The 23,792-nt window shown below is 38.3% G+C and carries 25 protein-coding genes and 1 pseudogene; 20 read left to right on the forward strand and 6 right to left on the reverse strand.

Annotated elements, in window-relative coordinates:
• Nucleotides 1-684 (forward strand): (d)CMP kinase, encoded by a 684-nt coding sequence (gene cmk / locus H4K35_RS02000; protein ID WP_182625708.1) that lies wholly within the window; start codon nt 1-3, stop codon nt 682-684.
• Between the two features lie 75 nt (nt 685-759).
• Nucleotides 760-2,094, forward strand: coding sequence for an MFS transporter (locus tag H4K35_RS02005; protein WP_182625709.1), 1,335 nt, complete (start codon nt 760-762; stop codon nt 2,092-2,094).
• A 75-nt stretch (nt 2,095-2,169) separates the two neighbouring features.
• Here the strand turns inward: H4K35_RS02005 and H4K35_RS02010 are convergent, their stop codons facing one another.
• Nucleotides 2,170-2,412 (reverse strand): hypothetical protein, encoded by a 243-nt coding sequence (locus tag H4K35_RS02010; RefSeq protein ID WP_182625710.1) that lies wholly within the window; start codon nt 2,410-2,412, stop codon nt 2,170-2,172.
• 317 nt (nt 2,413-2,729) lie between these two features.
• On the opposite strand from H4K35_RS02010, the gene H4K35_RS02015 reads away from it, so the two are divergent.
• The 3 genes from H4K35_RS02015 to H4K35_RS02025 all read left to right on the forward strand — a co-directional run bounded on the left by H4K35_RS02015 (nt 2,730) and on the right by H4K35_RS02025 (nt 4,067).
• Entirely contained in the window at nt 2,730-3,236 is a 507-nt protein-coding gene (locus tag H4K35_RS02015; protein WP_182625711.1) for a hypothetical protein, read from the forward strand.
• Nucleotides 3,237-3,386: 150 nt separating this feature from the next.
• Nucleotides 3,387-3,704 carry a hypothetical protein gene (locus tag H4K35_RS02020; RefSeq protein WP_182625712.1) on the forward strand — a complete coding sequence of 106 codons (318 nt, stop codon included), beginning with the start codon at nt 3,387-3,389 and terminating at the stop codon, nt 3,702-3,704.
• A gap of 54 nt (nt 3,705-3,758) precedes the next feature.
• A complete protein-coding gene (locus H4K35_RS02025) occupies nt 3,759-4,067 on the forward strand; it encodes a hypothetical protein (RefSeq protein WP_182625713.1) in 309 nt (102 codons plus the stop codon).
• 78 nt (nt 4,068-4,145) lie between these two features.
• Here the strand turns inward: H4K35_RS02025 and H4K35_RS02030 are convergent, their stop codons facing one another.
• The gene (locus H4K35_RS02030; protein WP_182625714.1) at nt 4,146-4,388 is read right to left on the reverse strand and encodes a hypothetical protein; all 243 of its coding nucleotides are present in this window, start codon (nt 4,386-4,388) and stop codon (nt 4,146-4,148) included.
• 318 nt (nt 4,389-4,706) lie between these two features.
• Between H4K35_RS02030 and H4K35_RS02035 the strand changes: the two genes are divergently transcribed.
• From H4K35_RS02035 to H4K35_RS02045, 3 genes and pseudogenes are all read left to right on the forward strand, one after another.
• The gene (locus H4K35_RS02035; RefSeq protein WP_182625715.1) at nt 4,707-5,204 is read left to right on the forward strand and encodes a hypothetical protein; all 498 of its coding nucleotides are present in this window, start codon (nt 4,707-4,709) and stop codon (nt 5,202-5,204) included.
• Nucleotides 5,205-5,231: 27 nt separating this feature from the next.
• Nucleotides 5,232-5,396: pseudogene (locus H4K35_RS15875) on the forward strand (toxin C-terminal domain-containing protein); the annotation flags it as partial.
• The gene (locus H4K35_RS02045) at nt 5,377-5,679 is read left to right on the forward strand and encodes a hypothetical protein (protein WP_255492333.1); all 303 of its coding nucleotides are present in this window, start codon (nt 5,377-5,379) and stop codon (nt 5,677-5,679) included. The pseudogene H4K35_RS15875 and the gene H4K35_RS02045, both read left to right, overlap by 20 nt.
• Nucleotides 5,680-6,695: 1,016 nt before the next feature.
• Here H4K35_RS02045 and fumC read toward each other — a convergent pair.
• Complete coding sequence (gene fumC, locus H4K35_RS02055; protein ID WP_182625716.1) at nt 6,696-8,087, reverse strand: class II fumarate hydratase; 1,392 nt, start codon at nt 8,085-8,087, stop codon at nt 6,696-6,698.
• A gap of 144 nt (nt 8,088-8,231) precedes the next feature.
• Between fumC and H4K35_RS02060 the strand changes: the two genes are divergently transcribed.
• The 12 genes from H4K35_RS02060 (at nt 8,232) to H4K35_RS02115 (ending at nt 20,910) form a co-directional block, all read left to right on the forward strand.
• A complete protein-coding gene (locus H4K35_RS02060; protein ID WP_182625717.1) occupies nt 8,232-8,408 on the forward strand; it encodes a hypothetical protein in 177 nt (58 codons plus the stop codon).
• A gap of 494 nt (nt 8,409-8,902) precedes the next feature.
• Nucleotides 8,903-9,055 carry a hypothetical protein gene (locus H4K35_RS02065; protein WP_182625718.1) on the forward strand — a complete coding sequence of 51 codons (153 nt, stop codon included), beginning with the start codon at nt 8,903-8,905 and terminating at the stop codon, nt 9,053-9,055.
• 92 nt (nt 9,056-9,147) lie between these two features.
• The gene (locus H4K35_RS02070) at nt 9,148-11,985 is read left to right on the forward strand and encodes a TonB-dependent receptor (protein ID WP_182625802.1); all 2,838 of its coding nucleotides are present in this window, start codon (nt 9,148-9,150) and stop codon (nt 11,983-11,985) included.
• A gap of 70 nt (nt 11,986-12,055) precedes the next feature.
• Nucleotides 12,056-13,054 (forward strand): metallophosphoesterase, encoded by a 999-nt coding sequence (locus H4K35_RS02075; protein WP_182625719.1) that lies wholly within the window; start codon nt 12,056-12,058, stop codon nt 13,052-13,054.
• Nucleotides 13,054-14,121 (forward strand): phytase, encoded by a 1,068-nt coding sequence (locus H4K35_RS02080; protein WP_182625720.1) that lies wholly within the window; start codon nt 13,054-13,056, stop codon nt 14,119-14,121. Before H4K35_RS02075 ends, H4K35_RS02080 begins: the two co-directional genes overlap by 1 nt.
• A 511-nt stretch (nt 14,122-14,632) precedes the next feature.
• Entirely contained in the window at nt 14,633-15,505 is an 873-nt protein-coding gene (locus tag H4K35_RS02085; RefSeq protein WP_182625721.1) for an SDR family oxidoreductase, read from the forward strand.
• A gap of 150 nt (nt 15,506-15,655) precedes the next feature.
• Nucleotides 15,656-16,420 carry a ParA family protein gene (locus H4K35_RS02090; protein ID WP_182625722.1) on the forward strand — a complete coding sequence of 255 codons (765 nt, stop codon included), beginning with the start codon at nt 15,656-15,658 and terminating at the stop codon, nt 16,418-16,420.
• A 24-nt stretch (nt 16,421-16,444) separates the two neighbouring features.
• Nucleotides 16,445-17,347: a ParB/RepB/Spo0J family partition protein gene (locus tag H4K35_RS02095; RefSeq protein ID WP_182625723.1), complete on the forward strand. Its 903-nt coding sequence runs from the start codon at nt 16,445-16,447 to the stop codon at nt 17,345-17,347.
• 74 nt (nt 17,348-17,421) lie between these two features.
• A complete protein-coding gene (locus tag H4K35_RS02100) occupies nt 17,422-17,943 on the forward strand; it encodes a DUF5683 domain-containing protein (RefSeq protein WP_286467425.1) in 522 nt (173 codons plus the stop codon).
• 14 nt (nt 17,944-17,957) lie between these two features.
• The gene (gene dapB / locus H4K35_RS02105; RefSeq protein ID WP_182625724.1) at nt 17,958-18,665 is read left to right on the forward strand and encodes a 4-hydroxy-tetrahydrodipicolinate reductase; all 708 of its coding nucleotides are present in this window, start codon (nt 17,958-17,960) and stop codon (nt 18,663-18,665) included.
• A gap of 29 nt (nt 18,666-18,694) precedes the next feature.
• Nucleotides 18,695-20,281, forward strand: coding sequence for a signal peptidase I (lepB, locus tag H4K35_RS02110; protein ID WP_182625725.1), 1,587 nt, complete (start codon nt 18,695-18,697; stop codon nt 20,279-20,281).
• Nucleotides 20,282-20,283: 2 nt separating this feature from the next.
• Entirely contained in the window at nt 20,284-20,910 is a 627-nt protein-coding gene (locus H4K35_RS02115) for a WbqC family protein (protein WP_182625726.1), read from the forward strand.
• Between the two features lie 211 nt (nt 20,911-21,121).
• On the opposite strand, the gene H4K35_RS02120 is transcribed toward H4K35_RS02115, so the two are convergent.
• From H4K35_RS02120 to H4K35_RS02130, 3 genes are read right to left on the reverse strand one after another with little or no spacing between them, the layout of a single operon-like run.
• Nucleotides 21,122-22,210 (reverse strand): peptidylprolyl isomerase, encoded by a 1,089-nt coding sequence (locus H4K35_RS02120; protein WP_182625727.1) that lies wholly within the window; start codon nt 22,208-22,210, stop codon nt 21,122-21,124.
• 5 nt (nt 22,211-22,215) lie between these two features.
• A complete protein-coding gene (gene gldI / locus H4K35_RS02125; RefSeq protein ID WP_182625728.1) occupies nt 22,216-22,767 on the reverse strand; it encodes a gliding motility-associated peptidyl-prolyl isomerase GldI in 552 nt (183 codons plus the stop codon).
• Nucleotides 22,760-23,782, reverse strand: a complete 1,023-nt coding sequence (locus H4K35_RS02130; protein ID WP_182625729.1) for a bifunctional oligoribonuclease/PAP phosphatase NrnA — start codon at nt 23,780-23,782, stop codon at nt 22,760-22,762. The genes gldI and H4K35_RS02130 overlap by 8 nt, the downstream gene beginning before the upstream one ends.
• Nucleotides 23,783-23,792 lie beyond the last annotated feature (10 nt).

The following is a 23,792-nucleotide window of genomic DNA, read 5'->3' on the forward strand; positions in this document are numbered from 1 at the left end:
TTGAAAAAGATAACTATAGCGATTGACGGTTTTTCCTCGACAGGAAAAAGTACGTTAGCCAAAGCACTAGCCAAATCATTAGGTTATATCTATATTGATACGGGTGCCATGTATCGCGCCGTGACGCTTTTTGCCATGCGCAAAGGTCTAATCTCTGCCAAAAACTTTGATCAAGCAAGGTTAGTAGAGCTATTAGACACCTTCGATCTACACTTTGAATACAATGTAGCCAAAGGATATGCCGATATCTATCTCAACCAAGAAAATGTCGAAGAACTCATCCGTACCTTGGAGGTTTCTCAGTTTGTAAGCCAAATTGCTGCCGTTTCAGAAGTGAGAAAAAAATTAGTCGAACAACAACAAATCCTCGGTAAATCAAAAGGCGTTGTAATGGATGGTCGAGATATTGGAACTGTTGTTTTTCCCGATGCAGAATTGAAAATTTTCATGACTGCTTCTCCAGAAATTCGCGCCCAACGTCGCTTCAAAGAATTACAAGCGAAAGATAGTAAGGTGGTATATGAAGACGTCTTGCACAACGTAATAGAACGCGATCAAATCGACACTTCTCGCCAAGACTCGCCTTTAGTAAAAGCCGATGATGCTGTAGAAGTCGATAACTCAAACTTATCGCGAGAAGAACAGTTTGACCTAATCCTACAATTAGTAAAAGAGAGAATTTAATATGATCTGTGGAAATTCGTCCTTAGATCATCTTATTATCTATAGGCGTATTTCTACCACTTACAAGATAAAACTATGAATGTAAAATTGAAACTAACGGGTATGAATTTCCTCGAATTTGCCGTTTGGGGAGCATATCTAACGTCTATGGGAAACTATTTAGGTTCTATAGGCTTAGGACCTAAAATCGGTTCGTTTTATGCGATGCAAGGAATTGTGTCAATATTTATGCCTGCTATTATGGGGATCGTGGCAGATCGTTGGATTCCCGTGCAACGCTTGTTGGGAATCAACCACTTATTAGCGGCTATTTTTATGTTCGCAACCGGATACTACGGCTATGTGTCAGGAAGCAATGTAGATTTTGCAACCATCTTTACGTTATACAGCATTAGTGTGGCTTTCTTTATGCCGACCATTGCCCTGTCTAACTCCACCGCCTATACGGTGCTTAAACAAAATCAGCTGGATGTCATAAAAGCCTTTCCTCCCATTCGTACCTTTGGGACCATCGGTTTTATCATCGCCATGCTCTTTGTAAACTTCTTTGGTTATACCGGTGATAGCCTTGGTTTTAACTTTAGTAGCAGCTCTGACTTTGTCAGTTTTCAACAAGATTATCACCAGTTTTACGTCTCTGGATTTTTAGGAGTAGTCCTGTTTTTATACAGCTTCTCTTTACCTCATTGTCCAGTAAATAAATCAGGAGAAAAACGAACCCTTGCCGATGCTTTTGGATTGAAGGCTTTTGCATTATTCAAACAAAAGAAAATGGCTGTTTTCTTCATTTTCTCTATGTTATTAGGGGTATCTCTTCAAATTACCAACGGCTATGCCAACCCGTTTATCACGACCTTTAAAAATATTCCTGAATATGCAGATACCTGGGGAGCGAGTAATGCCAATGCGCTAATCTCTCTTTCGCAAATCTCAGAAACCCTGTGTATTTTGTTAATTCCGTTCTTCTTAAAACGCTTTGGAATTAAAGTGGTTATGCTAATGTCGATGGTCGCTTGGGTGTTGCGTTTCGGTTTATTCGGATTAGGTGATCCAGGAAGTGGTGTTTGGATGTTTATCTTGTCGATGATTGTGTACGGAATTGCTTTCGATTTTTTCAACGTATCAGGGTCTTTATATGTCGACAATGAAACGAGTGAAGACATTCGCTCTTCTGCTCAAGGGGTATTCATGATGATGACCAATGGTTTTGGTGCAACCATCGGAATGTTCTTAGCTCAAGCCGTAGTGAATCACTATGTGTATAGTCAAGATGATTTGCTATTGCAAGTGGAAGGATGGAGACATTCGTGGATTATTTTTGCGTTGTTCTCTTTAGTTGTGACTATCTTATTCGCGATTATTTTCAAATACAAACACAAACCCGAAGATGTAGAGCATCTTTCTCATTAATAAAAAATAAAATATAAACAAAAGCAGTAGCGAACTATTCGTTACTGCTTTTTTGATTTTATTAGCTAAGTTAACTTACTGCACAGGCTCTTTCAATCGTTGCAACAAGGTGACTACTTGTAGGATGCGGTGTACATCCGATGTGTCCAAAAAGAGATCTTCTCCTTTGTCTGTGCAGTGTTGCACATAGTAGTAAAACAGTTCATTGATACTTTGTGCATAAGAGGTAAAGTTGGTGTGGAGGTCAACGAGTTCTTCTAATAGAACTAGATTGTACTGATCAGTTGATCGTACTTGGGTGTGGGGTTTTGTACTCATATTGTTATTGTTTAGGAGTATAGAAACCCGTCTAGATTAGGTGTCCTACGCCAATAACAGCGTTACAGTTGTTTCCAATACTGTCACCTTACCAAACGGGTGAACTATTTTTTAGAGTCATGATGTTATTGTTTAGGAATACAAATGTTACTACACATTTTATTCCAAAACTAACTAGCTTGGCTTGTAATGGCTTGTTTTAGTTGTAATGTGAATGACTTTAGAGATAAGTTTTTCTTTTTTATACGAAATTGTCAGCGGACAATAAGGATAGCTGCCCTGCTTTTTTTGTGTAACTTAGTCAAACCAAAGCAATATTGATCGCGGGTGGCGGTTTATCTAGCGTTATTTCTTCTACCATAGCAGGCGGTTATTTTTGGCAAGGCATGCGACAAGGATTGGTTACCAGTGGATTGAATCACTTGATGCATATGGGGTCGGATGGTTTGGAACAAGATAAACCCAAAGGCCGAAATAGTGAAGGAAAATTGTATGGGGGTGATGGTAGTGGTGATGCATTAGATTTAACTTATAGGGTTGTTGATAATATAAATGATTGGTTGCCTACTAAGTCAGCCTTAGATCTTGTTTATGGATTATTTACTGGAGCTGATTTAAGTGGTAATCCAATGAGTGGTGTAGATTTTTCATGGGCAGTGATAGGAGTAATTCCTGTAAACAAGTTTTCTACACCTGTAAAAGGAGCAACAGGTTGGGTTAAGAGATCAGTGTATAAGTCCTATGATAAAACAGTTCAGAAAGACATATCAATAGCTATTGCTAAAGGTGTAGTCCCTCCTAAAGGACATTCAGGAATTATATGATTAACAGCATCAGAGGCACAGCAAACAGGTTACGCTTACAAGTTGAAGATGATGGGTGAAAAATCTAAAGACCTTCGTATTTATGGTAACGCGAATGCGAATGGATATATATTTTTTGAAATACCTATGACAAATAAAAAAAATAAATAGATGAATATAGAAGAGATGAGAATTTTGTATGCAAAGGCTCAGAATTTTATTGACAATTGGATAAAACTGCCAGTTAATTTTGAGAAAATAATACAAGAAATAGATTCTAAATACTTGGCTAATATCGATGAAATACATTTTAAAAATTCGCGAATAACTTTAATTTGGTCTGAACTAGATTATAAAGTTTATAAAGTTTGTGTGACTATTTATTTTTTAGGAAAAAATGACATTTTGTTAGCGGAGTTTAAATACTTTGAAGATATGGAAGGAAATTATATAAATAATGAATTTTATTTTTTTGAAATTTACGATTAATACAAAAATAGACTTTTAGTAATAGAAAGGATGAATAATAGAAATTTTTTTAAGATGTCTAGTGCAGAAGAAATGCTAAAACTTTATGAAGAAGCACGTGATGGGTTCCTATATTTAATAAATATTCCTGATAATAAATATGTAGAAGAGGAACTCATAAACGATCTTGGAATTTGTTTTACCGATATCAAAATGGTAAATAAAGCAATTGAGCTTTTTTGGTTTCATGAAAATACAATTGAATATACGATTGAAGTGTTTCTTTCACTTCAAGATAAAAAAGGAGAAGAAATTGGTGAATATGTATATGTTCTTGATCATGAAGGGAACGGTGTTGACGATCGTTTTTTCTATTCAAAGTAATTAATTTAATTTTAAGATAACAAAAGCAGTAGCGAAGCATTCGTTACTGCTTTTTTTCATTCTATCAGTTAGATCACTTTACTGCATAGGCTCTTTTAATTGTTGCAAGAGGTTGACTACTTGCAGGATGCGGTGTACATCCGATGCATCCAAAAAGAGATCTTCTCCTTTTTCTGTACAGTGTTGTACATAGTAGTAAAACAGTTCATTAATACTTTGTGCATAAGAGGTAAAGTTGGTGTGGAGGTCAACGAGCTCTTGTAAAAGCGTTGCATTGTACTGATCAGTTGATCGTACTTGGGTGTGGGGTTTTGTACTCATATTGTTGTAATTTAGGAAGGATAAAGCTCATACAACTTAGATGTCCTAACGCTTACAACAGCATTTACAGTTGTTTCCAATACTGCCATCGTATTATATGAGCAAAGTCTTTTTAGCAATAGATTGTTGTAATATAGGAATACAACTACTACAACACATATTATTCCAAAACTAACTAGCTTGGTTTGTAATCACTTGTTTTAGTTGTAATGTGAATGACTTTGGGGAAAAGTTTTTCTTTTTTATACGAAATTGTTAGGGGACAGCAAGCATAGCTGCCCTGCTTTTTTTGTGTAACTTAGTCAAACCAAAGCAATATTGATAGCCAGTGGTGGTTTATCATGCGGTATTTCTTCCACTATATCATGCGGTGATTTTTGGCAAGGCATGCGCCAAGGGTTGATTACCAGTGGTTTGAATTATGTGTTGCATATGGCACTGGATAATGGTTATGATCAAGAGGGTAATAAAATCAATGGTAATGATGGAGATGTCATGGATATCCGATATGATGAAGATGGAAATATACTAGAGATTAAAGATGTGGAATTAAGATTCTGGGAAAAAGTTGGAGCAGCATCTGATTTACCACTGAGAGAGTTTGGAATTCGTAGACTTAGAATGGCTACTGGGCAAGCTACACCTATAGGAGGTGCATTTGATATTTTTGGATTAAAAGAGTTTTTCTTTGGTGAATTAGCTGAACTCACAGGTAGTCCTGTAGCAGGTATAGCATTGAGTGTATTGGCGAAAAAAGGTATTGTGAATTCAGCAAATGCAATTAAATCAATAGATAATTTACCTAAAGGTTTTTAATTAGTAAAAGATTTTGGCAAATCACATGGACAAGATGTTTATAAAAAGGGAAAATATTATTATTCAAGAGATGTTGATTCTCATAATGGAGGAGTTTGGAAGGTTTTTAAAGTTAGTGGAAAACGATTGCAAAGAATTGGAACAGCTGATTCAAATTTAAAAATTTTAAAGAATGATCCTAGTAGAGTATGACAAGAAAATGATTGAAGTTTTTGGAGTAAAATCTTATTTAACACTCCATAATTTACCTAATGTAAAACGAATAAATTTTAAAAGTAATAATATAGAGGGTATTTTAAATGAAGCTTGGGCGTTAATAGAAAATCTTTTTGGAGAAAATGAAATCTTGGCACGAATTTCCTTTTGGGATAAGAATGATAAACAATTATCGACTTTAGATTGTATCTTAATTGAAGAAAAGGAAGATTGTATGATTGCCCTCTGTAGATTTCAGATTTCAGACTTAAAGAACTGATAAGACATCATTTGAATTACGAAATAGGGTTAGATCCATATCTAAATGTCACAGTGTATTTTTTCAATTTCAATTTAAAGATTATTTTAAATATTTATGATGATAGAGGAGCGGATTATTTAATAAAATAATCTTGATTTTAAAAATATTTCATTAAAGGAGATTTTGATATATCAGAATGTATATTAGTGGATTAATGTTTATGAGTGATATTTCTTAAGGCAAAGGATTTTTAGAAATTGAAACAGAAAAAGTATTATGTACAACAAAAGCAGTAGCGAAGGATTCGTTACTGCTTTTTTGATTTTATTAGGTAAGTTTCTTTACTGCACAGGTTCTTTCAATTGTTGCAACAGGTTGACTACTTTCAGGATGCGCTGTACATCCGATGCGTCCAAAAAGAGATCTTCTCCTTTGTCTGTACAATGTTGCACATAGTAGTAAAACAGTTCATTGATACTTTGTGCATAAGAGGTAAAGTTGGTGTGGAGATCAACGAGCTCTTGTAAAAGCGTTGCATTGTACTGATCAGTTGATCGTACTTGGGTGTGGGGTTTTGTACTCTTATTGTTAATAATTAGGAATAAGCCCGCTTAGGTTAGGTGTCCTACGCTATTAACAGCGTTATGGTTGTTTCCAATACCACCACCTTGCCAAACGGGCAAAATATTTTTAGATGCTTGTGCGTTAATATTTAGGAATACAAGTACTACAACACATTTTATTCCAAAATCCAAAAGCTTAGCTTGTAATCACTTGTTTTAGTTGTAATTTGAATGACTTTGGGGAAAAGTTTTTCTTTTTTATACGAAATAGGTTTTAGAAGTTGACGATAAAAAAAGCAGTGGTAGATTCTTCTACCACTGCTTGTATTTGAAAATGCGGGGATCGCTCGTTGTGAGGTTCGCCTGGTTTGATGGAATATTTATTCAGATAATTTCCTTCTCATTGTCTCATCACTAATAATGCGCGGTTTGCTCGTTGTGAGGTTCGTCCGGTTTGATAGTGTCCACTCACTACTCACCAATCATCTTTTTCGGATCTACCCAAAGGTCAAAGTCTTCAGGAGTAACATAGCCCAATCGAACGGCTTCTTCTTTTAGTGTAGTTCCATTTTCATGTGCGGTTTGAGCGATTTCAGCGGCTTTATAGTAGCCAATTTTTGTATTGAGTGCCGTAACTAACATCAAGGAGTTGTCTACGAGTTCTTGAATGCGTTTGTGGTTGGGTTCAATTCCCTGTGCACAGTGTTCATCAAAAGAAACACAAGCATCACCGATTAGTTTTGCCGATTGAATAAAATTAGCTGCCATTACAGGTTTGAATACGTTCAATTCATATTGTCCTTGTGTACCACTAAAGGAGATGGTTACATCATTTCCTAATACTTGAGCGGCTACCATGGTTAAGGCTTCACATTGCGTTGGATTCACTTTTCCTGGCATAATAGACGAACCAGGTTCATTGGCAGGAATGATAATCTCACCAATTCCCGAACGCGGACCTGAAGCTAACATGCGAATGTCATTGGCGATTTTGTATAGAGATACCGCTAGTTGTTTTAAGGCACCATGCGTTTCTACGATAGCATCATGAGCAGCAAGTGCTTCAAATTTATTTGGAGCCGTAACAAAAGGCAGTTTTGTAAAATCAGCTATGTGTTTAGCAACGACTACGTCGTAGTTGGTTGGGGTGTTTAATCCCGTTCCTACAGCCGTACCCCCCAAAGCCAATTCAGCAAGGTGAGCTAAGGTATTGTTTAACGCTTTTAATCCGTGTTCTAATTGAGCAACATAGCCCGAAATCTCTTGTCCTAACGTTAGAGGTGTGGCGTCCATTAAGTGCGTACGTCCAATTTTAACGACATCTTTATACGCTTTTGCCTTAGCAGCCAAGGTGTTTTTTAGTTGGGTAACCCCAGGAATGGTAGATTCAACAACCGCTTTATAGGCCGCAATATGCATTGCGGTTGGATACGTATCGTTAGACGATTGGGATTTGTTGACATCGTCATTGGCTTTGAGTACGGGTTCTCCTTCTCCAATAGCAAACCCAGCTAAAACCTGTGCGCGATTGGCAATGACTTCATTGACATTCATATTGGATTGAGTTCCCGATCCCGTTTGCCAAATAACCAACGGAAACTGATCGTCTAGTTTACCTGCAATAATTTCATCACATACTTGAGCAATTGCATCCCTTTTTTCTTGGTTTAATACACCTAAATCGAAGTTAGCATATGCCGCAGCCTTTTTCAAATAAGCAAAAGCCTCAATAATTTCATGAGGCATGGATCCTTCAGGGCCAATTTTGAAATTGTTTCTTGAACGCTCCGTTTGTGCTCCCCAATAGTTGTCTTTGGGTACTTGTACTTCACCTAAGGTGTCTTTTTCTATTCTATAGTCCATGATGTGATTTGTATTTAAAATTACCTTAAAGATACTGAATTATTTAGTTTGATTCTAAAGAAGGGGTAAAATAAAATGAGGGCTATTGTCAAATCAAGAAAAGGATGTATATTTGGGACGTATACAAAAAAAATCCGGAATAAAATGTTTGAATTTCAACAGTATTTAGGTTTCATCGTTGCCATGACCGTTATTACAATGGCGTTTTGGCTTTTAATATTCTTGATTGGATTCGCTTGCTACTGGGCAACTGGAGGAACAATTGAGTTTTTAAAAGAGAAGAAAGCTAAAAAACAGCAGTTAGAAGAAAGTCAAATGTAAAATTTGATTTTACGAAATAAAAAGAGGTTATGCCAAGCGTAACCTCTTTTTTTGTTTACTGTCTCTTCGTTTGTAAGATAATTGTGCTTTACAACGAACAACGAGCGACGAAATCTGTATGGTTTATCTCACCGAGCTTATATTTTGTTTTGGTGTTCGATGAATCTACGATTAGCGCGGTTTATCTCACCTAGTTTATATTTTGTTTTGGTGTTCGATGAATCTACGATTAGCGCGGTTTGTAATTTGCACGATTTGCACGATTTGTTTAGTTTCTTCATTTGTAAGATAATTGTGCTTTACAACGAACAACGAGCAACGAGCAACGAGCAAAGAAATCTGTGCGGTTTATCTCACCTGGTTTATATTTTGTTTTGGTGTTCGATGAATCTACGCTACGCTACGATTTGTTTTTTGCGCGGTTTGTTTTTTGCGCGGTTTGCGCGGTTTGTAATTTGCACGAATTGTTTAGTTTCTTCATTTGTAAGATAATTGTGCTTTACAACGAGCGACGAACAACGAACAACGAGCAAAGAGCAACGAACGACGAGCAAAGAGCAACGAACAAAGAGCAAAGAGCAACGAGCAAAGAGCAACGAGCAACGAGCAACGAGCAACGAGCAAAGAGCAACCCATTCTTAACATAAGAAGCAAAACCAAAACACAATCATAACAATATAGAAACGCCCTTTCATAGGGGGTGGATTAAGTTTGTTCAAAACTATTCAAGATTATGATTATGAAAGTAAAGTACTTCTTATTCTTTTTCACTCTTTGTTTGGCCTGGACCTTACACGCGCAGCAAGGGGATAAAAAACACGGTATTGTGTCCGGACGCGTAATTGATGCTACAGATATGAGCTCACTTCCCGGCGCAGCTGTATTGTTGAATGATGGAAAACAATACACGATTAGCAATACCAATGGTTACTTTGAATTTTTAAATATACCAGGGGGTGCGTATACCTTATCGGTTAGTTATATGGGGTATGCACCAATTGAACAAGAGGTTGAGGTAGTTGCAGGACAAAATACCGTAGTCAATTTGAGTTTGTCTACTGATATTCAAACCTTAGAAGGGATTGTTATCATTGGAGACCGTTTGAAAGGACAGGCTAAGGCGTTAAACCAACAGAAGAACAACGCCAATGTAACTAATGTTATTTCAGCCGATCAAGTGGGGCGTTTTCCCGATTCCAATATTGGAGATGCGTTAAAACGCGTACCGGGAATCACCATGCAGAATGACCAAGGAGAAGCCCGTAACATCGTGATTCGCGGATTAGCAGCTAGTTTAAATTCCGTAACCCTAAATGGAGATCGCATTCCATCAGCAGAAGGAGATAATCGAAACGTACAGATGGATTTAATTCCGTCAGATATGATTTCTTCTGTAGAAGTAAATAAAACCCTAACTCCCGATATGGATGCAGATGCTATTGGAGGATCTGTTGATTTAATTACCCGTGCATCCCCTTATGGAGAGCGCATTTCTGCTACCGTTGCAGGAGGATATAATCCTATCCGTGAGAAAGGCAACTACATTGGTAGTTTTGTTTATGGCAATCGTTTCTTAGATTCTAAATTGGGAATGATAGTAAGCGGATCGTACAACAGCAATAACTTTGGATCGGACAACGTAGAAGCCGTTTGGAGTCAAGATGAACACGGCAATGTGTACATCAGTGAGTACGACATCAGAAAATACGATGTTCAACGCGTGCGTCGCAGTTTTTCCGGAGCTTTTGACTACAAAATTAACGACAACCACACGATTTATGCCAGTGCGATGTACAACTGGAGAGATGATAGAGAAAACAGATACCGTGTGCGTTATAGAAGTATTACACCCGAATACGATGCGGAAAACAATATTGTGGGATACAAAGGAGATATCCGCAGAGAAACAAAAGGGGGAATTGACAACAGCCGCAATAAGAATACGCGATTAGAAGACCAACGCGTACAGCACTATGCGTTGAGTGGAGAGCATTTGTGGTCGAGTAACTTAGATATGGATTGGTCCGTGAACTATTCCCGTGCATCCGAAGATCGTCCAGGAGAGCGCTACTTGGACTTCCAAAACAAAAAAGTAGCTATGGTAGAGGACTTGTCTAACGGAGATTATCCTTTAATCACAGCTGCTAAAGATACACCAGAAAACTTCAGCTTTAGAAAGCTAACAGAAAACCACAATTTTACAAAAGACAGTGAGTTTGGAGCAAAATTGAATTTTAGAATTCCGTTTTCTGTAATTGAAGATCAAAAAGGACGCTTGCGCTTTGGTGGTCGCTTGCGCTTAAAAGACAAAGAACGCGATAATATGTTCTACGAGTATACGCCAATGGAACCTAATTCGATTGGAAACCTATCGGAAGTACCTCACAATTACTACGATGGAGCTAAGTTTCAACCAGGTAGTAAGTATGTGCCAGGGTATTTTGCAACCAAGGAATACCTAGGAGGATTAGATTTGAACAATGCGACTTTATTTGAAAAAGAAGCTAAACCAGAAGAATATCTAGCCTTGAATTACAAAGCCAAAGAAAAAATCTACGCAGGTTATATCCGTTGGGATCAAGATTTCAACGAAAAACTGTCGATGATTGTTGGTGCACGTGTAGAGCATACAAGTATTGATTATACCGGAAATCACATCGTAGATGAAAGCGATTTAGTAGGGGAGGTAAACAACACCAACAGCTATACCAACGTCATGCCAAGTTTGACCTTTAAATACACCACGGATCAGGATTGGATTTATAGAGCAGCTTTTACGACCGCCTTAGCAAGACCTGATTATTATGCATTAGCCCCTTATATTAGCGTGATCTCTCAAGATAATATGGTGGCTGCTGGAAATCCAGATCTAAAAGCAACCTATGCCTATAACTTCGATCTAATGGCAGAAAAGTATTTCGAATCGGTAGGGATGTTCTCTGCAGGCGTATTTTACAAAAACTTAAATGACTTTATTTACACCTATCACTCAGATTCGTTTACCAGAGAAAACTTTGAGACGACTTTCCCTGACCAAGTAAATCCAATCAAAGCAGGAGATAAGTGGAAGTTTACCCAACAGCGCAATGGAGATCAAGTGAATCTCTTTGGTGTTGAGGTGGCTTTTCAAAGACAACTTGATTTCATCCCTGGAAAATTCTTTAAAGGGTTGGGCGTTTATGTAAACTATACCTATACACATTCAGAAGCAAAGGGAATTACCAATGCCGATGGGGAAGTGCGAAAAAACATGGAATTGCCAGGATCAGCTCCTCATATGTTTAACGGATCACTATCGTGGGAAAATGAGCGCTTTTCTGCGCGTATCTCATTGAACTATTCATCTGATTACTTGGATGCCTTAGGCGGAGATAGTTTTGAAGATAGCTATTACGACAAACAATTGTTCTTAGATGCTAATGCATCTTACAAAATTACCAAGTATATGCGCATATTTGCCGAAGCAAATAACCTGACGAATCAACCGTTGAGATACTACCAAGGCGTGAGTAATCGCGTAAAACAAATGGAATACTACCAACCAAAATTTACATTGGGAATTAAATTTGATTTATAATATAAAGCATACACAAAAAATAAATTACAGCGAATACTTCTATTGGCTGTAATTTTTTATTTTACAACACATGAAGAAAATACTTTACACTTTATTTTTATTTAGTTTCACGGGACTAGCACAGGCACAAACTCCTTTTGAATACGAAAAAAGCACGGGGTATTCCGGACGTAATATTCCAGGTTTAAACTATCAAGAAGATAGTTTTAATTTCTTAGTTTTAGGAGATTTTGGTCGTGTAGGCGATTACTACCAAAAAGAGGTGGCTCGTGAATTGGGAAATGCCATGGTGGTTCTCGATGGAGAATTTATCGTTTCCGTAGGGGATAATTTCTATCCCAATGGCGTAGCGAGTACGCAAGATTATCATTGGATTTCCTCTTTTGAACAGGTGTATACCAATCCTTCCTTATACGCCAATTGGTATGTAGCTTTGGGCAATCACGATTACTTGGGCAATGTGCAAGCGCAACTAGATTATACCCAAGTTAGCAGACGCTGGAATATGCCTGATCGCTATTACAGCAAAACGTTTACATTAGAAAATGGAAAAAAACTACTGTTGGTGGTGATGGATACTAATCCGTTTATTGACAATTACCGCAAGAGTGCAAAATATGGCGATTTGCTTGAGCAAGATACAGCTAAACAGATGCAGTGGCTAGAAGAAACCCTAGGGCAGGCGGATGCAGATGTGCAGTGGAAGGTTGTTGTGGGACATCATCCAATGTACAGTGGTGGCAAGCGAAGAGTAAATAAAGATACCCAGGGGTTTGAACAGAAATTTGCCGATTTCTTTGATAGCCATCGCGTAGATGCCTATATCTGTGGTCATGAACACGATTTGCAAATCATTAAACCAAAAGAGCGCTATACCACCCAATTCCTGTCTGGTGCTGCAAGTGAAGTTCGCCCTTCTGGTACTATGGAACACACCATTTTTGCTGCTGCAGAACCAGGATTTATGGCTTTTTCTATCGCAGAAGACGAATTAACCGTTCAAGTAGTAAAAGCGACAACACAACAGGCAGAAGTTATTTATACACACACGATAAAAAAGAAAAATTAATGAAAGCACAAGCCATCTATTTTATATTGAGTTTGACTTTACTCACTGGGTGTAAAGACAAATTAGCTCCCGTTTCACCCCATGCAATTCAACCCCTAGTGGTTACAGAACAAACCGTGTTTGATACCGATGATCCCGCTATTTGGATCAATAACAAAGATCAAAGCCAACGCTTGATCATCGGAACAGATAAAGAAAAAGGCGGTGGATTATACGCCTTTGATTTAGAAGGAAAGATTGTGGCTAAATACACCGATATGGCTCGTCCAAATAACGTGGATATTGCCTACAACTTCCCCTATAAAAACGATACCATTGACATTGCAGTAGTCACCGAGCGCAAGGCCAATGCCATTCGAATTTTTAAACTACCCGAATTAACGCCTATTGATGGAGGAGGATTAAAAGTGTTTGAAGGAGAAACAGCAGAAGAATACAATGAACCAATGGGGATTTCACTCTATACCAAAAAAGACAGTGAACCCCCCGTGTTTTACTCTATTGTAGGCCGTAAAAATGGCCCTGCGAATGAATACTTATGGCAATATGCGTTTGCAGCAAATGCAGAGGGAAAGATAGAACTGAAACTAGCGCGTAAATTTGGTGCGTATAGCGGAAAGAAAGAAATTGAAGCCATAGCAGTAGACCAAGAATTGGGATATGTCTACTACTCCGATGAAACCGCAGGAGTGCGCAAGTATTATGCAGACCCTGTAAAGGGGAACGAAGAACTGGCTTTCTTTGTAAAAGGGGATGCCAAACGCGATCATGAAGGAATTGCTATCTACAAAAAGGATGCAACAACGGGATATATCGTCCTATCCAATCAACAGGACAATTCCATTCTGGTTTACCCAAGAGAAGGGGAACCGACAAATCCGCATCAACATCAACTAATCACAACCATTCCCGTAGCAGCAATTGAATGCGATGGTTTGGAAATAACCTCTGTGCCACTGGATCCCAAATTTCCTAAAGGCATGTTAGTGATGATGAGTAATGGCAAGGTGTTTCATTATTACGACTGGAACATCATCCAAACTCACATTGATAAGGCTCAGAAATAGAAGATCTACCCAAAATGCCCCAAAAAGTGTCAAACTTTTTGGGGCATTTTTTATGAGTAGAACACAAAAACAAAAGCCGAAAGCCGAAAGCCAAATAACAAAATTCATCGAATACCCAAACAAAATATAAACTAGATGAGGTAAAGCGAGCAACTAATCCATCACGCCAATGTTCAAAGACTTTTCTTTGGGTCTTATTCGAGTCTTGTTCGAGTCTTGTTCGAGTCTTGTTCGAGTCTCCTTCGGTAAAATGGCCCTCAGCCCAAGTAAATTCGAACATGACTCGAACAACTACCGAAGAAAGCCAAAAGAAGTATAAGTTAATGTATGTAAATCTGATGATTATCTCTTTTGGATCAAGATGAATATCCCCATTAGCGGTAATTTATACCCACTATCAGAAAAATAAAGAAAGAGGATTTGTTTGTATAAAAAGAAAGTTTTAATCCTTGAACAAAGGAAATCAGCTTCCTTTTTGTATCTTTAGGAGATATCAAAAGAAAAACCAGTTATGAATTATACAGAAAAAATGTTGCCATCTACGGCATTAAAAGATAAAGTGGTGATTGTTACCGGAGGGGGAAGTGGATTAGGACGATCGATGTCGGCTTACTTTATGGAAATTGGTGCAAAAGTTGTCATTACTTCTCGCGATATGGAGAAGCTCCAAAAAACGGCCAAAGAACTAGAAGCACAAACTGGAGGGGAATGTTTTCCGGTGAGTTGTGATGTTCGACATTACGATCAAGTAGAGCAGATGCTACAAGCGGTATTGAACAAATGGGGTAGAGTAGATGTATTGCTCAACAATGCTGCGGGTAATTTTATTTCACCAACAGAGCGACTATCGTCTAATGCGTTTGATACCATTGTTGATATTGTGCTAAAAGGAACAAAGAACTGTACGTTGGTCGTGGGTAAACACTGGATTGAACAAAAACAACGCAATACCGTTGTACTAAATATTACAACGACTTATGCGTGGACGGGATCGGCTTATGTGGTACCTTCTGCGGTGGCCAAAGCAGGTGTTTTAGCCATGACTAGAAGCTTAGCTGTTGAGTGGGCCAAATACGGCATGCGCTTTAATGCGATTGCCCCGGGTCCATTTCCAACAAAAGGCGCATGGGACCGCCTATTGCCAGGGGATTTAAAAGAAAAATTCGACCTAGCTAAAAAAATTCCACTGCGCAGAGTAGGTGAACATCAGGAGTTAGCGAATTTAGCAGCGTATTTAATTTCTGATTTCTCGAGCTACATCAACGGAGAGGTAATCACCATTGACGGCGGAGAATGGCTACAAGGTGCAGGAGAATTTAATATGCTGGACCAAGTTCCTGAAGAAATGTGGGACATGCTTGAAGCCAATATTCGCAAGAAATAAAGGCAAAAAATATAAGGGTATTCTTTTGGATGATAAGAGATTACCCTTTTTTTATGGAATTGTTACCGATTGAGAATGTTAATAAAATAGATTTTATATACAGATAAATAATTGTATTTTTACCACTCAAAATTTATTTGATATAAAAAAATGGGGAAAATTATAGCTGTTGCCAATCAGAAGGGTGGCGTAGGTAAAACTACGACTTCTGTGAATTTAGCTGCTTCTTTAGGAGCACTTGAAAAAAAGGTATTGTTAATCGATGCCGATCCTCAAGCGAACGCTACTTCAGGATTAGGAGTGGATGTTGAAGCTGTTGAAATTGGTACGTATGAAGTACTAGAACACAGCTGCACACCAGCAGAAGCCGTCGTAGATTGTACAGCTCCCAATGTGTATCTAATTCCTGCACATATCGACTTGGTCGCAATTGAAATTGAATTAGTCGATAAGAAAAATAGAGAGTATATGCTCAAAGAAGCATTGCAATCCATTAAAAATCACTATGATTACATTATCATTGACTGTGCTCCTTCCTTAGGGTTGTTAACCCTAAACGCATTAACTGCAGCCGATTCTGTAATCATTCCCATCCAGTGTGAGTATTTCGCCTTAGAAGGATTGGGAAAACTGTTGAATACCATCAAAAGTGTACAGCGCATCCACAACCCTAAATTGGATATCGAAGGGTTGCTATTGACCATGTATGATTCGCGTCTGCGCTTGTCTAATCAAGTAGTAGAAGAAGTACAAAAACACTTTAATGACATGGTTTTTGATACGATTATCCAACGCAATGTCAAATTAAGTGAGGCACCGAGTTTTGGTGAAAGTATCATAAATTACGATGCAACCAGTAAAGGTGCTACAAATTATATTAATTTAGCGGAGGAAATAGTAAAAAAGAATCACTAAAAAATAGGAGAGGAAAGATAAACTATGGCAAAAGCAATCAAAAAACAAGCTTTAGGAAGAGGATTGTCAGCGTTGTTGAAGGACCCAGATAACGATATCAAGTCCATTGACGATACCAATGCTGATAAAGTTGTGGGGAATATCATTGAACTGGATGTAGAAGCAATCGAAATTAATCCTTTTCAGCCTCGTACAAATTTTAATGAAGAGTCTTTACAAGAGTTGGCGAGTAGTATTCGCGAACTCGGCGTGATTCAGCCGATTACGGTTCGAAAAATTGATTTTAATAAATATCAGTTAATTTCAGGGGAAAGAAGGTTAAGAGCATCTAAAATTGCTGGCTTATCTACGATTCCTGCTTATATTCGCATCGCAAACGACAATGATTCTTTAGTCATGGCTTTGGTTGAAAATATTCAACGCCACGATTTAGATCCCATTGAGATTGCCATGTCCTATCAACGGTTGATGGAAGAAATCAGCCTGACACAAGAACAAGTCAGTGATCGCGTAGGGAAAAAGCGCTCGACCATTGCCAATTACTTGCGTCTATTGCGATTAGATCCCATTATTCAAACGGGAATCCGCGACGGATTTATCAGCATGGGACACGGTAGAGCGATTATTAACATCGACGATTTAGACGTGCAAACGGATATTTATCACAAAATTATTGCGGAGAATTTATCCGTTCGCGATACAGAAGCGCTGGTAAAAAAATATCAAGAAGGCGATAAAGGCGTGGGCAATGTAAAACCACAACCCAAACCACAACCTGTAGTACCGGAAACCTACAGACAGTCTTTTGGAAAGTTTTTTGGCGCTAAGGTAGATATCAAAGCCAACCACAACGGAAAAGGAAAAATCACCATTCCCTTTTACTCAGAAGAAGATTTAGATCGTATCATCAAACTTTTAGAAAAGTAGTGAGAAGTAAAGTTTTATTGATAATTATTTTCAGTACCTTTTTTCATCTAGCAGGTTTTGCACAAGAAGAAGAAATACTCGAAAAAGATAGTAAAAAAGAAAAAAGAAATAAAGAGGTTGTTTACAAACCGATTGATCCTGTTGCTCCATCGCGTGCAGCATTCTATACTACAATTGTTCCTGGCTTAGGACAAATTTACAATCGAAAGTACTGGAAAGTGCCCCTAGTATATGCTGGGATTGGTATTCCTGTTTACTTTTGGGCAGATAACCAACGCAATTACGACCGTTATAGAAACGAGTATAAAAATCGCTTGCAAGGGAAAGTAGATCAAACAGATGAAACACTAGCGGGACTCGATGAAGAACGCCTGTTAGATGGTCAAAATTTTTACCGCAAGAATAGAGATTTATCTGTTGTAATCGCCATTGGATTCTATGTTTTAAGTATCGTAGATGCCAATGTAGATGCCCATTTAATGCAGTTTAACGTCAACGAAAACCTGACGATTAAACCCGTGATTGAGTTCGACCAAAAAAGTTTAACCCAACAACAACAATATCAATACGCGATTAACGTTCAATATCGCTTTTAATTTAATCCTAACGTATGAAAATAGCATTGCTAGGCTATGGCAAAATGGGTAAAATCATTGAGCGCATAGCAGTAGAGAGAGGACATGCCATTGTGTATACCAAACAGCGCAATCAAACAACAGGTAGCTTGTCAGAAGCGGATGTTGCTATTGATTTTAGTGTGCCTTCTATTGCCGTTGACAATATTAAAGAAGCCTTAGCAGCTGGAATTCCCGTGGTAAGTGGTACGACAGGTTGGTTAGCGCAGTATAACGAAGTCGTGGAGTATTGTCAGGCACATAATAGTGCGTTTCTCTATGGATCCAACTTTAGCTTAGGTGTTAATATTTTCTTTGAATTGAACGAGTATCTCGCCAAGATGATGCGCAATCTATCGCAATATCAGGTAGATATGCAAGAGGTACACCATACCGAAAAATTAGATGCACCTAGTGGAACAGCCATTACCTTAGCTGAGGGAATTATTGCCCATTCTAACTATGAAGGTTGGACGCTAAACAAGCCATCAAGTACAAATGAAATCCATATTGATGCGGTAAGAGAAGATCAAGTACCCGGAACACATACGGTGCGCTATGACTCGACTATCGATCAAATAGAAATTAAACACACCGCACATAACCGCGAAGGCTTTGCCCTTGGTGCAGTAATTGCCTCGGAGTGGATCAAAGATAAAAAAGGTATTTTTTCAATGAAAGATGTTCTTAATTTGAAAAATTAAGTAACTTGGGAAGTTAAAAAACAAATAGTATGACAATAGCACAATGGTTTATTTTTTTCCTGTTGATCCAAGTGGTTCACTTTATAGGAACTTGGAAATTATACGTAAAAGCAGGTAGAAAAGCATGGGAAGCAGCGGTTCCAGTATACAACGGAGTCGTATTGATGAAGATTATTAATCGCCCGTGGTGGTGGGTAATACTACTGTTCATTCCAATTGTCAACCTAATTATGTTCCCAGTCGTGTGGGTGGAAACATTGAGAAGTTTTGGAAAAAAATCAACACTAGATACTATTTTAGGGGTAGTTACTTTGGGATTGTACGTGGCTTTCATAAACTATGTAGGTCAAGTACACTATCGCGAGAATCGATCGCTAAAACCCGAAACGGAATCTGGAGAATTTGTTAGTTCGATTTTGTTTGCTGTAGTGGTAGCCACAGTTATTCATACCTATGCTATCCAACCCTATACGATTCCTACCTCGTCTTTGGAAAAAACTTTAATGGTTGGCGATTTCTTATTTGTAAGTAAATTTCACTATGGTGCTAGAACCCCAATGACAACAGTAGCCATGCCAATGGTACACGATACTATTCCATTTACGCATAGCAAGTCCTATTTGAATAAACCACATTTGCCTTATTTTAGATTACCTGGTTTTCAAAAAGTACAGCACAATGATATTGTGGTGTTTAACTGGCCTGTGGATACTATTTACAAATTCAATGATCCGGTAAGACGCCCTGGCGTTATTAAACCCATCGACAAGAAAACCAACTACGTAAAACGCGCTGTAGGTTTACCTGGAGATAATTTATCCGTAAAAGAAGGGGTTGTGTTTATCAATGATAAAGAATTACAACTCAACGATAGAGCACGTGTACAATATAGCTACTTAGTTGAAACAGATGGTACGTTAGATTTGCGCGCAATCATCAATGAGCGCAAAATTACTGAGGCTGTTACCTATGTGAACCGCCCGCATTACGGCGTATTCTTTCAAGGGTTAACAAACGATGATGTAGCGTATTTAAAAACCTTTAGCGGCGTAAAATCCGTGTTAAGAAGCCCAAATACGGCTCAACTTGGCTTATATGCTATGCCAAAAGATTATATCTTCCCCCACAACCAACCAACGTGGACCGAAAGCGAATTGGGGCCTATCCACATTCCTGCAAAAGGGGAGACTATTACCCTGACGGAAGAGAATTTACCTATGTATAAACGCGCTATTCGCGTGTATGAAGATAATGATCTGCAAGTCAAAGACGGACAAATCTTCATCAACGGACAAGCGACCAATCAGTATACCTTTAAACAAAACTATTACTTCATGATGGGAGATAACCGCAACAACTCTGAAGATAGTAGAATGTGGGGATTTGTTCCAGAAGATCACATCGTTGGAAAACCAGTATTTGTTTGGATGAGCTTGGATCAAATGATTCCTTGGTCAAAAGCATTGGATAAAATACGTTGGGATCGCATGTTTATTACCGTAAATGGAAATGGCAAGCAAGTATCTTATTTCCCTTATTTTGTCGTGATCTTAGTAGGTTGGGGTAGTTATAGTTTGTACAAGAGAAGAAGAGATAAAAAGAATTCTAAGTTTTAGTAATGACCAATACAATTTTACTACATCCGACTTATTTTCCTTCGATAAGTCACTATGTAGCGATGGCACAAGCAGAGGCGCTTGTTTTTGAAGTTGAAGACAGCTTTCAAAAACAAACCAATAGAAACCGAATGTATATTCACAATGCCAATGGTATGCAAATGTTGAATATTCCCATCAAACACACCAAAGTAGGACCAGGTCAAAAGTTTAAAGATGTGCAAATCGAATACGCTTTTGGCTGGCAAAAACAACACTTTAAGAGCTTAGAAGCTGCCTACCGCACTTCGCCTTACTTTGAGTACTTTGAAGACGATATACGCCCAGTTTTTGAGAAAGATTACAAGTATTTGTTGGACCTGAATCTAGAGATTCACGACATCATTACCTCTTGTTTAGGAGTGACTTGGACCTATGACAAAACAGAAGAGTACTTTAAGGAAGTTCCAGCAGGCATAACCGATTTTAGAGACTTAGCTAATGGCAAAAAAGATGAGAATCAATTTGAACCTTATGTTCAAGTATTTGACGATAAGAACGGCTTTTTAAACAACCTCAGTATTTTAGACCTTTTATTTAACGAAGGACGAAATGCTGTAGACTATTTGAAAAATCAACAATTGAGATAAAAAAAAACCACCTGTATAGGTGGTTTTTTGGTTTATTGTTAACTGTTTCAAACCCGTACAAACAACAACGAGCAAACTGCGCAACGAGCAAACTGTGCAACGAGCAAACTTCGCAACGAGCAAACTTCGCAACGAGCAAACTTCGCAACGAGCAAACCGCGCAACGAGCAAACCGCGCATAAAAAAAAACTCCGCTTTAGCGGAGTTTTTTTTATTTTCTATCTGCATTTTCGTACAACTTCAGTTCAAAAACTAAGTCAGTGTTCGGAGGGATAGGACCCACACCGCGCTCTCCATATGCCAAATGTGCTGGAATAAAGATAATCGCTGTATCCCCAAAATTCATTTGCTCAATTCCTTCGATAAATCCAGGGATTAAACCTGTTTTTGCACCGAATTTAAATGGAATTGGGTTGTATCCTTTCATGTCAGCTCTGCGTTGATCAAACATATCAAATGATTTTGCAATCGATTCAATACCTGAGTCAAACAACATACCGTTTTCAAAAAATCCTGCATAATCTACATATACCTCTTGGCTGATTACCGGTTTTTTACCTGAACCTTTTTCTACAATCACATAGGCTAAACCAGAATCCAACACTTTTGCTGTGCTTTTTAACTCTTCAAATTTAGTAGCATAGCTCTTTTGTACTGCTGTTAAGTTATCTTCTTTTTCTTTTTTCTCTTTTGCTGCTTCTTCAAAGTAGTTTTTAAACACTTTTACAGCATCAAATTTTTTCGCCTCTTTTCCTTGACGGATGATTTTCACACTTTCGATTACATCGTCTTTTGCAATGCTATTTACAACGTCCATTCCCTTTACAGTATAGCCGAAAACGGAATGTCTGTTATCTAAAAATTGCGTTGGTTTATGCGTGATGAAAAACTGACTTCCATTGGTAAAAGGACCGCTGTTAGCCATTGATAAAGTACCTGGTTTATCATGGGTTAATTCCGGAGAAAACTCATCCTGAAAAACATAACCAGGGCCACCAGCACCCGTACCTGTTGGATCTCCCCCTTGGATAACGAAATCCTTCTCTACACGGTGAAATTTAATTCCATCATAGTAGTTTTTTCCTTTGTATTTTTCGTCGACAAAAGGGTTTTTTCCCTCAGCTAAACTCACAAAGTTAGCAACTGTAATTGGCGCTTTATCATAAGCCAACTCCACAATAATATTGCCCTTGTTTGTTTTTATGTCCGCATACAACCCGTCAGGTAAATCTGACTTCTGAGTCGTACAAGCCGACACTAAAGCGACTAAACTTAAAATTAAACTCGTCATTTTTTTCATTTTTATTAATTAGATTTTGTGATTGATTCCAAGGAAACGATTAGGATTAATGGTTGATTTTTAGCAATGGCCTTTTGATCGCCTAGATAGCTATACGCCAAGCTGGATGGAGTTAATACTTTGATTTGCTCCTTGGCTTTTAGCATTTTTAAACTACTTCTCAATACGGGCAGTATGTCTTCTTCGTCAACTTTATACGTTAGTGATCCAATAGCCGTTTTAGGGTAAATGATACTGTCATTCACATGGTGAACTTCGTATGTATATCGCACAATATCGCCTTTGACCGGTTTGATGGAGTCTTTGACTGCTCGTTGTTGGTAAGCGAACCAAAAGCCTGTGTTCGAATGGAAGTATTCGTTGGCTGTGTCGTGTTCTCTGTACTTTTTGAAGATGTCCTCCTCGCTTTCTCTCATTTCTATGTTGCGATCAATAGATAGCTTGGTCTCAACAGATTTTGATTGAGAAATTGGTTTTCTCGCTTCTTCTTTTTTTTGACAACTCGTCATCATACAAGCTAAAGCAAGCAAGGCAAAGCTAAAACGTAGGTTAAGCATAAAAGTCTTGTTTGTGATTAGTTACAATTTCTATATAGCGTTTAATTGTATCTTCCAGGGATAAGGTTGATTTACCACCAGCTGCGTTAATATGTCCACCCCCTTCAAAATAGGTTCGAGCCAACTGATTGACATCGAGGTTCCCTGAGGAACGGAAAGAGATCTTAATGATTCCTTCCTCTTGACGTTCAATAAAGAAGGCGGTTAGGTCAATTCCAGCGATCGAAAGTCCGTAATTGACAAGTCCTTCTGTATCGCCTTTTTGGTGTTTGAATTCCTCCAAGTCTTGATCACTTAAAAACAAGTAGGAAGCTTGTGTATCGGGAATCAAGCGCAAGTTTTGCAGTGCTCTTCCCATCAGCTGTAGGCGATTGAATGAGCTATTGTCAAATAAAGCGTGGTGTATCGCCGGATTGTCGATACCTTTATCAATTAAGGCAGCCACCACTTGATGGGTTTTAGCCGTTGTCTTCGGAAAGCGAAAAGAACCAGAATCCGTTACAATTCCAGTATAAATGCAAGTCGCTGCATCTTGGTCAACCAAGTCTGTCAGTTGCATTTGTTCTAAGAGCGAATAAAGCAATTCACAAGTGGAGCCAAAAGAAGTGTCTGAAAAAGTTAGCTTGGCATAATCACCCGGCATTTGATGATGGTCAATCATCACAAAATCGTTGGTTAGGGTTGCTAAAAAAGCACCCATTTCATCGCCAGTGCGCGATAGAATATTAAAATCTAACGTAAAAATGCAATCGCTATTTTTAAGGATGTGTTGTCCGGCTGTTTTATTAAAATCGTACACTTTAATTTGGGAAGTTCCCGGCATCCACGCCAAGAAATTAGGGTAATCATTAGGAGAGATTACCTCTACTTTATGTCCTAATTTTACTAGTACATGATATAAGCCTAAACAAGAGCCTATTGCATCGCCATCGGGATTGCGATGGGGGATGATAGTAAAGCGCTTTGCAGGCGAACTGATGAGTTGTTTTAACGAATCTAATGTTGTATGCTTCATAATGCGAAAA

It is taken from the genome of Myroides sp. NP-2 (assembly GCF_014145665.1).
Taxonomy (GTDB): Bacteria; Bacteroidota; Bacteroidia; order Flavobacteriales; family Flavobacteriaceae; genus Flavobacterium.